Raw genomic sequence first — 16,242 nt, 5'->3', positions numbered from 1 at the left:
AGATCTGTGAATCGGAGCAAAGTTGTCTCCAGATGGCGTGAAAATCTTCACAGTTTCAATGGCTTATTTCTCCTCGTTTTGACCTCGGAGCAAAGATTTCGCGAAAATCAGGGTAAGATCCCGCGAAGTTTCGGAAATAAAAAAGGAAAAGCCCGCCGAAGCGGGCTTGATCATCCGTTCTGCGGGGAAGGATCAGGCTGCGGATTGCGTGGCAACCAAGGGCTGGACCTCGACGAGAATGGACCCGATTCCGGTCCTGTCGGGATGTCGGACCGCCGGGATCTTGCCTTCGAGAATCTCGATGAACAGGTGTTCGAACCGGCCCGCGCCACGCTGGCACGCGTAGGAGATGGGGTGGAAGCCTTCGTCGTTCGAAGGCTGCAACATCGGCAAGCGGGCTATCTTCTTCAAGAGTTCGTCTAGGTGGGAGCGGGCGAAAACGACGTGGCGGACCGATCCGCGGCCGGATCTCGGAACCAAGGGCAGCACGATACCTTCGCGATACAGGATTTCGACTTGCCGCTTTGTCGTTCCCAGGTAATCCGGGAGGTCTCGCAGGGGAACTGCCGTCTGAAACGCTTCGATGAGCGAAACGCTTGTTGCTGCGTCAAACACCATGTTCCCGCTTTCGACCTCAGTCGCCTCATCCGGGATTTCACCAAGTTTCTTGAGGAGGCGGGCCATCCGCGACCGATCGATGCCAACCGCATCGGAGAGGCTGTAGAGGGTGTGGTATCGCCGCTCGGTGATCTCGACACCGAGGACCGTCGTGCCGGGCTCCACAGCCGAATGCTTCACGATGTGGTCGCGCAAGATATCACGGATCGGGCCGGGGTCGATGGAGTTGGCCCGGCGGTCGAGCCAATCGAAAAGCCGGCCGTAGTAGGCGAGAGGCCCGGCCTGCACCGCCGTGGCAGGAGACGTCCGGCGGATTGTGTCCAGCGCTTCTTCGACCGCTTCTGGTCCCTCACGGTAGATGGAAAACCCGATGTCGGTGGCCTCTTCGGACTCGGCGGAAGACAGTTTCGTCAGGGTTACTTTGTGGCCGTGCTGCAGGATGCCACCAATCATCTCGGAGGCCGCCAGAACCTGCTCCAGCGTCTGGCTTGCCATCCAGTGGGGCTCCGAGACACCACCCCCATGAACGCGGCCGCGGAGCCACGAGAGGTACTCTGGGACTTCAGCCTTAGGCTCCTGCGCCGTTGCCAAGGTCACGTCGTTCAACGCGACCCGAAGACTCGTCGCCGTGCCCTCGGGTGTCGATGACAACCACAGCCCGTGCCGGTCGCAGCGATGAATGTGACGGAAGCCCCACATCAGGCGGAAACGCCACTCTGTGGGGCCGCCGTCTTCCGCGAGACATGCCGAGCAGTAGCATTTTGCCTGAGGCGACAGGAACGGTTTCGAGATCGCTTCACCTCGAAACTCGCCACCGCGCTGGAGAACACGAATGGCGTTTCGCTGCAGGTCAGGCGACCCGTGGCCGGTAGCTTCGGCGAAATGTACAATGGCTTCGGGGCGCCCGGCCCTGAAGTGCTCGTGGTTGATCCCGCAGTCACGCAGAAGCCGTTCCATACCGCGACCGGTATGGAACATCGACAGACGGTCGGCGTAGGAGGTCAGGGTCTCTGTCGGGTCGAACTGGAGTACGGGACGCAACATCGTCATGCCTTCCACCCGATGGCTTCCAGTTCCCGCTTCACGGTCCCCCATTCGGCCGCATGGAAGGGCGTCATGTCGGAACCTTGCCGATTCTTGCGATAGACCGCTTCGGCGCGTTCAAGTGACAGCATGGTACGCCGCCGGGTGACGGCATCATGCAGGATCGCCTTGGCCAAAGCGACGCTCCGACCAATCTGCCCGTTCCTGGCAAACAGGATACGTTCGACAAAGGCGTCCCCCTCGGAGACTTCGATGCCGAGGATCTCCGCGGACTTCCGGAAATTTGTGGCGAAGACCTTAGTTTCGCGGCTTCCGGGGCGAATATCGTCGAGGTCCAGCTCCTGCAGGCGCCGGTAGGTTTCTCCTGAAGTTTCAGAGAGGATGGCTTCGCGCAGGTCTGCGACCCCGGCGATGATGATGGATAGGCCGCCCGCCGACTGGAGAAGGTGCTTCATGGACTGGATAGCGCCAAGCTTGTCGCGACCGGCCCCGGGGCGGAACAGGTGGTGGCACTCATCGATCACCACAAGCTGGACGCCGACCAGGGACAGGCGGTGCATGACCATCTCCCAGGCGTCGGCAGAGCGAAGCTTGGCATCGACGCGCTGATACCCTGTCGCGGCGAGGATGACTTCAGCCAGCTTCTTGATCGTGGCATCCGGGCGGACCGTGATGTAGAGCGTATTGCCCTCCTGCTGATCGGTCATCTCGGTCAGTACGGAGCTGGTCCTGAGGGTCCGTTTCAGCAATGCGGTCTTGCCGTCGCCGGAGCGGCCGATAACCATCAAACCACGGCTTTCCCCTGTCAGCGGGTCAATCCGCGGCTGTGCGGTCATTTCGCCGTCGTCATCGATCTCGAAAAGGTCGAAAAGGTGATCGTCGATGACCTCTTCCATGCCAAACCGCCAGTAGCGATCCTTCAGCCACTTAGTCTTCTGGGAAATGGTGGTCGGGGCGGTTTCGCCGGTCTGAGTCGTCATGTGCATCACTCCATGGTGTCTGTATCGTCGTCGTCTCGGACGTCTGCCTCGACGTCGGGGTCGTTGCGGAAGTGTGGATGCGCGCCCTCGAAGCTCGCGGGCTCTGCACCATCGAGATCTCCCAGGAGCGGGCGATGCGGACCGGCAGCGTGACGGCGCTCGGCGGTATCGGTATGGCGCATGAAGCGCACCGCTTCGGCATCCAGATCTTCGGAGGTCCGCGGAAGGGAGATCAGCCCGGAAAGGCGCTTCAGCCGGTAGGCTTCTGCGTTGGCGGCATTGATGAAATCGCGCCGCGCAACACGCTCGGCCTCATCTTCTTCTGCGCGTTCTGCCAGCCAGACCCGCAGATCCGTATCCGTCTTGCCGATCCATTGAGGGTCGCAGGCGGGCACGGTGTGCCAGGGGCCATTGTCGGCACGTACTGAAATGGCCCCGATGTCGCCGTCCCAGCGGAGGACCTCGACATCGTTGACCTTCTCGCGGAGGAACGTCTGCATAGCGGCGTCGGACTGGTAGTCGATATGCTGCACCCGGAGGCCTTTCCGGGAGAGCTTGCGGCGTGACTTCACGCCGAAGACCTCGCGCATTTCAGTGCTGGTCAGCGATCGGGGTGGGCATTCGCGGCTCGCTTTCTCCCAGGCTTTGGCCGGCGACATGCCAAGGGCGGTGTGATGTTTGGTATGATAGGCGTCTACGACCCATCGAACGAGCCAGCAGAGAAAGGCCTCAAGGGTCAGGGTGGCACGTGCTCCAGCGTCGTTCTCTCCGCGCTCGACCACGTTGCTGAACGCGCGGCCCGAGAAGCGGAGCAGGAGGTCACTGTGGACTGTCCTGAAAACACGCTCGATGTACGGCTTTAGCCATGGTTTCCCCGCGGGAGCCCCGAGGTTGGTGATGCCTAGATCCGCAAGGATATCATATGCGTCATCGGTGATGTATTTGTCACCGCGGTCGAAGACGATTGCCTCAGCGGCTCCGGACATGGGCCAACCGAACTTTGCGCCAGCCGCATCGGCGATCGGCGACTTGTCCATGTAGATCATCTCGAGCGTCCGGGCGAGCGGACTGTCGGTTGCCTGAGGCACGATCTGCAGGGCGAGGAAGCACCGGGTGTGAACATCGATTGCACCGGAGAGCGTGACCCTGCATGCCTTACCGTCCAAGCCGATCACCTGCTTGATCGACTCCGGCAGATGATCGAAGAGGCCTGTGTCCCGCATGAGGACGAAAAGATCGACCGTGTATTCATCCACCTCTACCCGTTCGAGCAGCCTCGAGGTCTCGATCCCCATCCCCAGCGTGTGAAGATCCTTGTACGCCTTGTCTCGTCCGTGTTTGCGCAGGGCATGGTCGATTGGCGCAAGTTCCCGGATCTTGCTGGCGAGATGATCGTAGCCAGGGCGCTTGAGCTTGGGGGCGGGGACGGGCAGGCGCTCCCGGCGATCGTTCTCGGCATCGATCGCGGCCTGCACGCTCTCCACGAAAGACTTGATCGTCGGACGTTCGTCATCCCACAGCATGTCGAGCTGCCGCTCGATGAAACTGGCCGTCTCGTCGTCATATCGCTTGTAGCGACCGCAGTTACGGTACTGATCGAAGAGGCCATCATCGCCGTGGATCTTCCACTGCCAGTACCATTTCCACATCGTGTGGCCTGACTTGAAGCCTTGGTGGAATTCGGCGGCGCGTTCCTTCTCTTTTCTGCGCTTCTGAACCCTGGTCCCTCCACGCTTGGCGGCCCGCATGGACTGTGCGGCCAGATACTCGCGATATCGCTGCGAGCCTTTGGCGACGATGCTGACAATCTTGTCGCCAAAGTCGTCCCGGATCGGCTCGAGTTGGCCTCTGTCCAACATGTCCTGGATCGCAAGGACGAACTGCTTGCGGAACCGTTGTCGGGCGATCTCGGTCTGAACGCGGTGGCTACGGCGGACAGCCTTGGCGTCGAATGGCTTGGCCAGAGGCCGCTTGAGGATCTTGAGGGTGCCGTAGTTGTTCTCGGTCACCACCGCGTCGTAGCTGAAGATGCCTGCAATGCTTTCATGGCATTCGCCGCTTTCCGGGTCGGTCCATTCTTCCCAGAAGACGAAATATCCCTCCGGACGCAGTTCCAGCACGCGCCCCTTGCGCACGCCGATCTGGAACTCGCAGTCCTTCTCGAGAAGGACCTTGACCTTCTTCTTGAACGGGGCGGCCATCAGCAGGTCTCTCCGCAGATGATGAGGGTCGGTCCGGTGATCTTCTCCCTCGTGAAGAGCTTCGCATGCCCGAACCGGATTGCCCGGGCCACGCTGCGGAAACCGCGCGCCCCGATGCCGAGCCCTTCAAGGAATTCACCAATGCTGACGGGGCTCTCGATCTTCGTGAGGCCGTCGAGGATTTGGGCGTCGAGCTGAGGCTCTGGATCGCGGGCCGAGTGGAAAAGTTTCGCGTTGTGCAACTCAACCGGATCGATATTGCGCTCGGTGATCGTTCGGACGTCGTCACAGATGCTGCCGATCGCCGCCTGCCTGATGCGGGCCATCGTCGCCTGGTAGAGGTAAGTCTGGGCGATGCGCTCGGGCTTTACGGAGATGCAGATGCGGCGACCGCCCCGAAAGGTGACACGGAAGTCAAAGAAGTGCTGCGAGGCCTTCCCGTTCGGGAGGATGAAGGGCAGCGATGCCAACTGCTCTTCGATGTCGAGAAAATCCGGCCGGTAAATCAGGCATAGCGCGGCGTTGTGTTCGGTCATGCTGGCGAAGCCCAGACGCTGGCGCACTTCGCCACGGTTGAAGACGAGCTCTCCGACGAAGTGCCCTTTCGAAGATTTCGGGATTTTGCGTTTCGCGCGGCTCGGCAGAGGCTTGCGGCGTGCGGAGCGCCGAGGGTCTGCGGTCATTTCGTTGGTCACGTCGTTCGCGGAGGTACTTTCCGCAGGGGGCATGACGGTCCGGGAGGTATGGGGGCTTTCGGGTGTCGGGTGTTCGTTCTGCATAATCTTTTGCCTTTCGGCATGACTTTCTCTGTCCCGATCCGCACTGCGGTCAGGTGATGTCGTGCTGTGTCGGATGGGAGCGCATCCTGCGCTGAAGGGGCCCTCGGGCTCAGACCCCAGCACCGGCCGCGAGGTATCCCGTCAGGGTCAGCTACTTTCCGATACTGTCATGGCCTCTCCTTTGGGTACCTGCTGGTCGTCGTGTCCTGTTTGTCCTGCTCGCGAAGGGGAGGCATTCGCCGCGCTCCTTGATGATGAAGGCGACGTAGGAGGAAAAAATTGCGCCGTCAGTGCCTGGAGGTGAGAAAATTCAAATTTTTAAATGGCTTGAGCGCCTTGAAAGGAGATTTCTTTTGGCATACTGGGCCACGCCCTCGCGAGCCGGATCAGCTCGGGAACGAGGTCATCCAGGCCCGCCCTGAAGGCCACGTCCGCAACCTCCTGCGGACGCCGTGCGGTGAACTTGAGGGCCATGTGTAGCGGTAGGCTGATGATGCCTTCGTCGATGGAGACAAAGAAGCCTGGGAGAAGATCACCCGTATGCTCGGCTGGGAGAGTGGGCACGAAGGCTGCCCCGAGCCGATACCACCGCGATAGGGTTCGGGCCCACTGCCGGTCCTGGGAAACGTAGATCAGGGTCGATGTCTGGATCCTTGTGTCGCCGAGGAGCGGGTGCCTCGAGACGCTGCCGACGAGGACGATCTCCCGGCCGCGCATCGCGGCTGTCCAGTTCGTTAGACAGGGCGCATCTGGTTCGGAATGCGCTGGTTCAGGTCCGTGTCGCACGGCACGGAATGCGGTCAGGTATGTTTCGACGAGAGTGCGAAGCGGGCGGGTGGCAGGATGCATGTTCAGGTCCAGTGCATAAACGTCCCCTTCCGGCTGCATCGAAGATGCGCCAGGCGGGGTGTATTGGGGGCAGGATGAACGCGCGTGTTCGGAGGGGGCCCTTTAGGTACACCCGCAAGGGGTGAAAAGCAGAAAGTCTTGCGAAAACAGGGAGGTTCGATTCATTCGAAGAGCGCTTTCCGCAACGAGACCGGGGCAACTCGCGACTTCGAGTGACGTTTTCGCATAGGTGCCGGGGCAGACTTTTTTGCTGATAAGACTGGCCCCCAGTACGGCGGAAGGTCGCGAGAGAACGCATGGGATGCGCGCTTACCTCAGGTCATTCGCTAAAGTTGTGTTTCGAGAGGTGTCCGGAGAATCGTTCGCCCTGCATGGTCTTCACCAGGTGCCGTGAAGACTCTGGCGTTTCTTGGCAGTGCGAAACTGCAACCGTCGCTTTCGGACGCGCTGCTTGCCCGTTGCCCTCGACATCGAAATACCTCAGGGTGCGGGCAAACTAGACGAGAAAATATAAATGCCTTTGACACTTGCGCAACTCGAGCGCCACCTGTTCAGCGCCGCCGATATTCTTCGTGGGAAGATGGACGCGTCCGAATTCAAAGAATACATCTTTGGAATGCTGTTCCTGAAAAGGTGCTCTGACGTATTCGACCAGGCGCGAAGCGACGTTATCAAGAAACGCATCGGAAATGGCGTTCCCGAAAAACAAGCTGCGCAGGATGCGGAGAATAAGGTCTGGTACGGAAAGACGGGTGCATTCTGGGTGCCCCCTCAATCTCGCTTCAGCTATCTCGTCGACGAAGCTCATGAAAACATTGGCGACAAGCTCAACAAGGCACTAGGCGGTGTTGAATCCGAGAACATTGCTCTCGAAGGTGTCCTCGATCACATCGATTTCACCCGAAAGGTCGGTCAGAGCAAGATCAGCGATCAGAAACTCCGGCAATTGATCAACCACTTCGGTGAAATCCGTCTTCGAAACGAGGACTTCGAGTTCCCAGATCTTCTGGGTGCTGCATACGAATACCTCATCGGGGAGTTTGCGGATTCCGCCGGTAAAAAGGGCGGCGAATTCTATACTCCCCGATCTGTCGTCCGAATGATGGTACGGCTTTTGAAGCCGACACTCGAGCATGACATCTATGACCCCTGCTGCGGGTCGGGAGGTATGCTCATCGCGGCCAAGGATTACATCGACGAGAACGGTCAGGACGGAAGCAAGGCCAACCTCTTCGGACAGGAATTCGCCGGCACCGTTTGGTCCATCGCCAAGATGAACATGCTGCTCCATGGGATGAGCAGTCCCGACCTGCGCAACGAGGACACCTTGGGCGAGCCGCAGCACGTCGAGAATGGCGAACTGCGCCGCTTCGACCGGATCCTGACCAACCCGCCGTTTTCGATTAACTGGGGTTCCAAAGACAAGGACAAGTCCGGCAATTACGTCTGGGAGCCCAAGTTCCCCGAACGTTTCTTCCACGAGGTCCCGCGCGGCTCGAAGAAGGCTGACCTCATGTTCCTCCAGCACATGCTGCACGTCACCCGTGACGGCGGCATGATCGCGACGGTTATGCCGCACGGCGTCCTCTTCCGCGGCGGCGATGAGGCCAAGATCCGCCAGAAGATCATCGAACGCGACCAGATCGAGGCGGTCATCGGCCTCGGCCCGCAGCTCTTCTACGGCACCGGCATCCCCGCCTGCGTCATCGTCCTGCGTCAGCAGAAGCACGACGGTGCGAAGCTCATCTCCGGCAAGCCCGGCGACCGCCGGGGCAAGGTGCTCTTCATCAACGCCGACCGGGAATATTTCGAGGGCCGCGCGCAGAACCACCTGATGCCCGAGCATATCGAGAAAATCGTCACCACCTTCGAGGAATACCGCGAAATCCCCGGCTTCTCGACCATCGTCGATATCGACAGGCTGAAAGAGAACGACTGGAACTTGAACATCCGCCGCTACGCCGACAACGCGCCGCCGCCTGAACCGCATGATGTGCGCGCCCATCTTGTCGGCGGAATCCCGAAGACCGAGGTCGAGGCCAAGGCCGAACTGTTCAAGTCCCACGGCCTGAACCCGATGGACATGCTGACCCCGCGCGACGAAAGTTACCTCGACTTCGCAGCAACGATCACCGCCAAGGCCGACATCAAACCGGCCATTGAGACCAACGCGGGCCTCATGGCGCGTGAGGCCGAGATCTGGGACAATTTCAACGGCTGGTGGGACGCCCACACCGATGAAATCACCGCGCTGGCAGGGGATGACAGCGCGACCGCGCTGATCGCCCTGCGCGACGAGCTTCTGTCCAGCTTCTCGACCACGCTCGAAAGCCTCGCCATGCTGGACCCGTTCACCGTGCGCGGGATCATCGCGCAGTTCTGGAACCAGTCGCGCTTCGACTTCCTCACCCTCATGGCGCGCGGGACCAAGGGCGTGGCCGACGCATGGCGCACCTCCATAGTCACCGCGCTGGAGGACAAGGGCAACAAGGAGAACCCGCTGGACCACAAGCTGGTCGGCTTCCTGATGGGCGGCTTCGTCACCCAGATCGCCGAGCTGGAGGCCGAAAAGACCGAGCTGGACGCGAAGATCAAGGCCGCGACCGCCAAGCCCGAAGAGGGCGAGGAGGAAGAGGATGATGCCGATCCCGTGGACGAGGCGCAGATCAAGGCGTGGAAGAAGGAGCTGGCCGAGGTCAAGAAGACCCTGAAGGCGAAGAAGGACCAGTTCACCGCCGAGCTGAACAAGGGCGTCGATGACCTGACCGAGGAAGGCGCGGCGGAACTGCTGCTGACGATCCTCCACGATGATATGCAGAAGATCCTGACCCGCTACATCGCCGCGCAGCGCGGGCAGATCGTGGCGGCCTTCGAAAACTGGTGGGACAAGTATCGCGTCACCCTGACCGAAATCGAAGGCGCACGGGCGCAGGCCACCGACAAGCTGGCCGGATTCCTGAAGGGGTTGGGGTATGTCTAAGAGTGTCGGGCCTTGGAGCCAATGGACAGTCGGTGATCTTGTTTATGGTCATTTCTCGGGGCCGAGCCCCGATTGTGAGGAGCGTAACATCAGTTCGTCTGACGAATGGGGCGTTCTGAAAACCACAGCGATCACTTGGAGTGGCTGGAACGAGTACGCTCATAAAGTTCTCCCAAAGGCATATTGGGGACAGGAGCATTTGGCAGTCCGTCAGAGTGATGTTCTTGTCACCAAAGCTGGTCCGCGTCATCGCGTCGCTGTTACCTGCCATGTGGATACACAACCAGAGCGGCTGATCGTTTCCGGCAAAATGATTGGTCTACGACCTCGAGAAGACCGAGTGGTTCCGCAGATTCTTGCGGGAATGATCGCGCAACCACGGGCTCAAAAGTACATTCATGATCGAACGACAGGGATGGCGGAGTCGCAGGTCAACTTTGCGAATGGTGCCCTTCTTTCAACCCCAATTGAGCTTCCTCCATTAGATGAGCAATCCAAAATCGCCGAGATCCTCGATACGTTGGATGCGGCGATACGGGGGACCGAGGCGGTGGTGGCCAAGTTGAAGGCGATGAAGCAGGGGCTGCTGCATGACCTGCTGACCCGCGGCATCAACGCCAACGGAGACCTCCGCCCCCCACAGCCCGAGGCCCCCCACCTCTACAAACAAACCCCGCTCGGCTGGCTGCCGAAGGAGTGGGAGGCGCTCCCGTTGGGTGATCACACCCAGCACGATATCACCTATGGTATCGTTCAAGCGGGTCCTCACATCGAAGGCGGCATTCCTTATGTGCGCACCGGCGACATGTCTGGGGACGAACTGGTTCGAGACACCATGCTCTGCACGTCGGAAAGGATTGCTCGCAGCTATCGTCGGTCCGAAGTTCGAGCGGGCGAGTTGGTTATCGCGATCAGGGCGACCTTGGGTAAAGTCTTGCCTGTGCCTGACAATCTCGACGGCGCAAACCTCACTCAGGGTACGGCTCGCATCGCACCCAAGGCGTCTGTCAATGCAACCTGCCTGATGTGGGCAATTCGACATCGGCGCGGTCAAGATGCGATCATGAAGGAAGTCAAAGGATCGACTTTCATGGAAATCTCTCTTGGAGCGCTTCGAGTAGTTCCGATTGGAATGCCCAAGTCGAGAGATGAACAAGACGAGATCGCGCGGCGCCTTTCCGCTCAGGATGAGGCGATCTTGCGAGAGCAGAAGTTGCTCGACAAGCTCCGCCTCCAAAAATCCGGCCTGATGGATGACCTGCTCACCGGCAGGACGCCCGTCACCGCTCTGTTGTAACCGAAGGGTCTGCCCATGGGACACGAATACAAAGATGTCGAAAAACCCTTCATCGACCAATGCGTCGCCATGGGCTGGACCGCGCAGACCGGCAGCAAGGATGACCCCGCCCTGACGGGCCGCACCAGCTTTAAGGAGGTCATTGCCGAGGCCTGCTTGCGTGAGCGTCTGCGCGCGATCAATCTCGGCCCGGACGGCCAGCCCTGGCTCGACGAGGCCCGCTTGTCCGAGGCCGTCAGCGCGCTCACCCGCCACGGCCATCGCGGGTTGATGGAGGCCAATCAGGCGGTCACCGAACTGCTGCTCAAGGGCCTGACGGTCGAGGGCCTGCCGGGATGGGACGGCGGGCGCGGCCAGACCATCCGCTACATCGCCTGGGATGACGTGGGGGCCAACAGCTTCACCGTCGCGAACCAGTTCCGCGTCGACTGCCCACCCGGCCATGACGTGGGCAAGGGTTTCATCATCCCCGATGTGGTGCTGCTGGTGAACGGCATCCCCGTGGTGGTGGTCGAGGCGAAAAGCCCCGCCATTCCCGAACCGCTGGCCGAGGCGGTCAAGCAGCTGCGCCGGTATCACAACGCCCGCAAGGCCGCGCTGGAGGTCGAGGAGAACGAGGGCACGCCTGCGCTGTTCGCCAGTGTCCAGCTGCTGATCGCCACCAGCTTCGACCAGGCGCGCGTGGGCTGCATTGGCGCGGGGCTAGAACATTACGGCCAGTGGAAAACGGTTGTGGGGCCGGATGGCACGGGGTCGGAAGACGACGTGATCAAGACCTTGGGCAAAAAGGGCCTGTCGGAGCAGGAACGTCTTGTCGCGGGGATACTGCGCCCGGCGCATCTGCTGGATATCCTGCGGCATTACCTGCTGTTCATGAATGTGGGCGGCCAGACCATCAAGACCGTCTGCCGATATCAGCAATACCGCGCCGTGAACCGCGCGCTGGAACGGCTGCGCAGCGGCGAGACGCGGCTACAGGATGGCGAGTATGACCGCCGTGGCGGCATCGTTTGGCACACGCAAGGCTCGGGCAAGAGCCTGACCATGGTGTTCATGATCCGCAAGATGAGGACGGATCTGGCGCTACGGAAGTTCAAGGTGATCATGGTCACCGACCGCAAGGACCTGCAGCGGCAGTTGTCGGAGACGGCAACCATGTCGGGTGATGTGGTCGAGATGGCGACGAGCAATGGATCGTTGAAGAAACTGGCCAAGCGCAAGGGGCCGGGCCTCGTTTTTGCCACTATCCAGAAGTACCGGACCGACGAAGACGTGGCCGAGGTCACCAAGGGGCCGGCCTTCGAGGTGCTGAACGAGGACGAGACGATCGTCGTCGTGGTGGACGAGGCGCACCGGACGCAGGCGGGCGATCTGCACGCGAACCTGTTGGCCGCTCTGCCAAACTGCGCCCGTATCGGCTTCACTGGCACGCCGATCATCATGGGCGAGAAGAAGCGTACCACCCAGATCTTCGGTGACTTCATCGACAAATACACGATCAAGGAAGCCGAGGCCGATGGTGCAACGGTGCCAGTTCTCTACGAAGGCCGGACGGCCGAGGGCGCGGTGAAGGACGGCGCTACGCTGGACGGTCTGTTCGAGGATATGTTCCGTGGCCGTACGGATGAAGAACTTGAAGCGATCCGCAAGAAATACGCCACCAAGGGCAACATCCTCGAAGCCCCCGCCCTGATCGCGGAAAAGGCCCGCGACATGCTGCGGCATTACGTGACCAACCTTTTGCCGAACGGATACAAGGCGCAGGTGGTGGCCTACAGCCGCACGGCGGTGATCCGGTATCAGGCTGCGTTCCTTGTTGCCCGCGACGAGTTGATGGCAGAGGCAGCCGCGCTCTCCGACCACGACAAGGCGATGGATGACGAGGTGCTCTGCACCAAGCCTGCCGCGCTCCAGGCGTTGGTGCAGGCTTGGCGGTATCGCGACACCTTGGGAAAGATCGAGTTTGCGGCGATCATGTCGGGGGGCAACAATGATGATGCCACATGGAAGCACTGGACGGAGGGGGCTGCACAGGAGACCCGGATCAAGCGCTTCAAGAAGCCCTTGTTCCATAAGGACGCCACGAAATCGGACCCTCTGGCCTTCCTGATCGTCAAGTCGATGCTCCTGACAGGGTTCGATGCCCCGATCGAAGGGGTTATGTACCTTGATCGTTCCATCCGGGAAGCCGAGCTTCTCCAGGCAATCGCGCGTGTGAACAGGACGGGTTTCGGGAAGACCTGCGGCATCGTAGTCGATTATTTCGGCGTCGCCCATCACCTGAAAGCCGCTCTGAAAGCCTATTCCGATGAAGATATCGATGGGGCCTTGGTCAGTCTGAATGATCAGATCCCTGTGCTTCAGGATCGGCATATTCGGGTCGTGGACATTTTCCGGCGCGCCGGCCTTGATGATCTATCGAATGACGAGGACTGTCTGCAGGTGCTCTCCACAGAGAAGGCCAGAGCGGAGTTTACCGTCAAGCTAAAGGATTTCCTGAAGTCGCTCGAGATCATCCTTCCACGCCCTGAGGGCTTGCCCTTCGTGCATGACGCCAAGAGACTTGCATATCTGCAGGCACGGGCCCGCAATCGGTATCGCGACATGCCAGTCATCGGGGCGGATGTCGGTGCCAAGGTGCGGAAGCTGATCGACGATCACGTCATTTCCCTCGGCATTGATCCGAAGATTCCGCCGGTGCAATTGACCGATGCAGAGTTCGAAAATCAAGTTGAGCATGCCGCAGGCGGCCGAGCGAAGGCATCAGAGATGGAACACGCGATCCGTTCTCATATACGCAAAAACCTCGAAACCGATCCAGTTCGCTTCAGGAAGATGTCGGAGCGACTGAACGACATTCTGAAAGGCTTTGGCGAGCAGTGGGACCAGATCATCGAGCAGTTGCAGGCTATCATCGACGAGCTTCGAGGCGGAGCCACCGACCCTGACGAAACCACCCCGGAGATCCCTGAGGTTTATCTGCCTTTCCTCCGCACGGTCCTGGCGGCGAGCTCTGCAGACCAAACTACCTCAGCCGATCAGCTTCGCGCATTGCACGAAGTGACACGGATTGTGGTGGACCGAATTATCGAGGAAATCAGCGCGAACCGCTCATTGTGGAGCAGCTTCAAGATGGCGGATCAGGAAAATCTCAGATCAGAGATTTTTGAGGTCATTTTCGACGCGCAGATCCAAGGGTTTGGCGTTGATGAGGCGGAAGCCTTGGCTGATCAGCTGATGCAGCAGGCGAAAGCCAATGATGACAAGCTGCGGGCGGCCTGATGTCCAAGCTTCCCATGACACCAATCCGCACCGGCGGAAAGCCCGCTCGAGTGAGCGAGCATCGACTGGAGATTGATGGTCTTGCCTTCGACGTCCATCGCAGTGATCGCCGTAAAACCATGCAGATTACCGTGGAACGCTCCGGAGACCTTTCGATCGTGGCGCCGTCAGCCGTTGCGGCTGAACAGCTGGTGAGCTTCGTCGAAGAGAAGTTGGTCTGGATCCATACCAAGGTGGAAGAGAAAGCCAGGCTGCAACAGCGAGCTCCGATGAAGGAGTTCGTCGAGGGTGAAGGCTTTTTGTACCTTGGCCGGAGCCACCGACTGCGCCTTGTGGAAAGCCAGCTGGTAGATCTCAGCCTTAAGAACGGCAGGTTCTGCCTGAGGCGCCACTCTATCCACCGGGGGCGTGATATCTTCGTCTCATGGTATACGCAGAGAGCTCAGCAATGGTTCGAAAAGCAAGTCGCCGAGTTCTCCAATCGTATGGGTGTGACTGTGCAAGAGGTTAAAGTTCAGGATCTTGGCTTCAGGTGGGGCTCTTTCGGTTCCGATGGCCGCGTTTCGTTCCACTGGAAAGCTATCCTCCTGCCTCCTCGGATTGCCCAGTACGTTGTGGTACATGAATTGGCACATGCTCACCATCGGGATCATTCAGCCAGCTTCTGGATCAAGGTGGAGCAACATCTGCCGGACTGGCGCTGGAGGAAAACTTGGCTCGCCGAGAATGGAATTCAGGTTGAGGGTTTGTAATTTTCATGAGGCATGTATTTTGAGGGAAAGCATGTTCCCAAAGAGCATGGCTCGAATGTGAATGTGTCGGCGCGTCACGTCGGCAGCTTGAAGTAGTATCGCAAGGAACGGCATGGATTTCTCCCGCAGCTCCAAATTCTTCGCGCAAGTGAAGAAGTCACCTGAAAATTTCTATATTGTACACTATTCATGTCAAAGTCTGAATGATGACAATGAAGGCCTATCCCCTCGCATTACCTCAATCGGCGTTACCCATTTCGCTACTGAGCAAACTGTCAGTTTCTCCACGCATGCTATCGCTGAGGAGCTGGGTATTCAAAGGGAGAATGTTCAGGAGAACTTCGATGAAATTGAATTGAAGCTTCTTCGGGACTTTTACAGCTTTGTTCGAGACAGGCGTGACAAATTTTGGGTGCATTGGAATATGCGTAATTTGACCTATGGTTTTGAGCATCTGGAGCATAGATATCGCGTCCTTGGTGGAGCGGATGCACCTGTCATACCGGTTGAGCGCCGGATAAACTTGAATGATATGCTGTCCCGGAAATATGGACCCGGTTACGCAAAGCACCCCAAAATGACCAGCTTGATGGAGTTGAACGGTGGCATTCATCGTCATTTTCTCTCCGGGGCGGAGGAGCTCCAAGCTTTTCAAAACAACGAGTTCATCCGAATGCACAATTCCACACTGTGTAAGCTCGGGTTCTTTCATCAAGTTATTCGCAAAGCCGCATCTGGAAAACTGAAAACAGCGTCACGCGGTTTTGGTATCTTCTTGGACAGGGTCTTCGAAAGCAGGACCGCAAAGGCAGTAGGGCTCGTCGCGAGTGTCGTGGGTATTGCCGTCGTACTTTGGACCCCAGTTTCATTCGGGTGGAGAACGTATCAGAATTCGCAGAGTAGCCCTTCCGTTGCGGCAGGCGCGTCAGAAGGCAATGAAGATACTACAGAAGAGCCTACATCAGCACTCGAGGAATGAGTGGTATTGTGGCGGCTTACGGTTTCAGACGTAAGTGAACGCCAAAGGCAACATGTAGTAAAAGGCGCCCGTTGGGCGCCCTATATCTTGATCAAAGCTTGGCTTCGCGGGATCTTTGATCCGATTTCGAGACAACTTTGCCCCGATTTACAAGATCAGTGCGTCCAGACCGCGCGGCGATCGACGGCGAAATTCTCGGCGTAGCCGCGGGCGCGGACGTTGGGCTTGCGCTTGTTGGGCTCGTTCACCTGCGCGTCGATGCCGTGTTCGGCGGCATAGGCAAGCGCGGCTTCCTTGCTGTCGAACTTCAGGCGCACTTGGCTTTGGGTGTCGGAAGAGGAGGTCCAGCCCATCAGCGGATCGACCTCGCGCGGCGAGGCGGGAAAGAACTCGAGATACCAGTCTTTGGTCTTTGCCTGGCCCGACGACATGGCCGTCTTGGCCGGCTGGAAAATCCGTGCGCGCATGAAATCCCTCCTGA

At 59.2% G+C, this 16,242-nt stretch carries 11 protein-coding genes; 5 read left to right on the top strand and 6 right to left on the bottom strand.

Translation table 11 applies throughout. The features are described 5' to 3' along the window. Window positions 1-192: 192 nt before the first annotated feature. The 5 genes from AYJ57_RS25445 to AYJ57_RS05195 form a co-directional block, all read right to left on the bottom strand. On the bottom strand, window positions 193-1,668 hold the full coding sequence (locus AYJ57_RS25445; RefSeq protein ID WP_193789513.1) for a TniQ family protein: 1,476 nt from the start codon (window positions 1,666-1,668) through the stop codon (window positions 193-195). Next, window positions 1,665-2,642, bottom strand: coding sequence for a TniB family NTP-binding protein (locus AYJ57_RS05210; protein ID WP_193789512.1), 978 nt, complete (start codon window positions 2,640-2,642; stop codon window positions 1,665-1,667). The genes AYJ57_RS25445 and AYJ57_RS05210 overlap by 4 nt, the downstream gene beginning before the upstream one ends. A gap of 5 nt (window positions 2,643-2,647) precedes the next feature. Further along, window positions 2,648-4,843: a DDE-type integrase/transposase/recombinase gene (locus AYJ57_RS05205; RefSeq protein WP_066102173.1), complete on the bottom strand. Its 2,196-nt coding sequence runs from the start codon at window positions 4,841-4,843 to the stop codon at window positions 2,648-2,650. Then, window positions 4,843-5,622: a hypothetical protein gene (locus AYJ57_RS05200; protein ID WP_157373968.1), complete on the bottom strand. Its 780-nt coding sequence runs from the start codon at window positions 5,620-5,622 to the stop codon at window positions 4,843-4,845. The genes AYJ57_RS05205 and AYJ57_RS05200 overlap by 1 nt, the downstream gene beginning before the upstream one ends. A gap of 318 nt (window positions 5,623-5,940) precedes the next feature. Then, entirely contained in the window at window positions 5,941-6,471 is a 531-nt protein-coding gene (locus AYJ57_RS05195) for a DUF6634 family protein (RefSeq protein WP_335740015.1), read from the bottom strand. 514 nt (window positions 6,472-6,985) lie between these two features. Between AYJ57_RS05195 and AYJ57_RS05190 the strand changes: the two genes are divergently transcribed. The 5 genes from AYJ57_RS05190 (at window position 6,986) to AYJ57_RS25440 (ending at window position 15,761) form a co-directional block, all read left to right on the top strand. Continuing rightward, a complete protein-coding gene (locus AYJ57_RS05190; protein WP_066102164.1) occupies window positions 6,986-9,451 on the top strand; it encodes a type I restriction-modification system subunit M in 2,466 nt (821 codons plus the stop codon). Beyond that, window positions 9,444-10,748 (top strand): restriction endonuclease subunit S, encoded by a 1,305-nt coding sequence (locus AYJ57_RS05185; protein WP_066102163.1) that lies wholly within the window; start codon window positions 9,444-9,446, stop codon window positions 10,746-10,748. Before AYJ57_RS05190 ends, AYJ57_RS05185 begins: the two co-directional genes overlap by 8 nt. Before the next feature lie 15 nt (window positions 10,749-10,763). Beyond that, window positions 10,764-14,030, top strand: a complete 3,267-nt coding sequence (locus AYJ57_RS05180) for a type I restriction endonuclease subunit R (RefSeq protein WP_066102160.1) — start codon at window positions 10,764-10,766, stop codon at window positions 14,028-14,030. After that, the gene (locus AYJ57_RS05175) at window positions 14,030-14,782 is read left to right on the top strand and encodes a M48 family metallopeptidase (protein ID WP_083191153.1); all 753 of its coding nucleotides are present in this window, start codon (window positions 14,030-14,032) and stop codon (window positions 14,780-14,782) included. The genes AYJ57_RS05180 and AYJ57_RS05175 overlap by 1 nt, the downstream gene beginning before the upstream one ends. Before the next feature lie 112 nt (window positions 14,783-14,894). Continuing rightward, entirely contained in the window at window positions 14,895-15,761 is an 867-nt protein-coding gene (locus AYJ57_RS25440) for a hypothetical protein (RefSeq protein ID WP_217621107.1), read from the top strand. 155 nt (window positions 15,762-15,916) lie between these two features. On the opposite strand, the gene AYJ57_RS05165 is transcribed toward AYJ57_RS25440, so the two are convergent. After that, window positions 15,917-16,228 (bottom strand): ETC complex I subunit, encoded by a 312-nt coding sequence (locus AYJ57_RS05165; protein WP_066102156.1) that lies wholly within the window; start codon window positions 16,226-16,228, stop codon window positions 15,917-15,919. Between the last annotated feature and the right edge of the window lie 14 nt (window positions 16,229-16,242).

The sequence above is a fragment of the Salipiger sp. CCB-MM3 genome, from assembly GCF_001687105.1.
Lineage (GTDB): Bacteria > Pseudomonadota > Alphaproteobacteria > Rhodobacterales > Rhodobacteraceae > Salipiger.
This window is presented reverse-complemented; position numbering and strand designations above follow the sequence as displayed.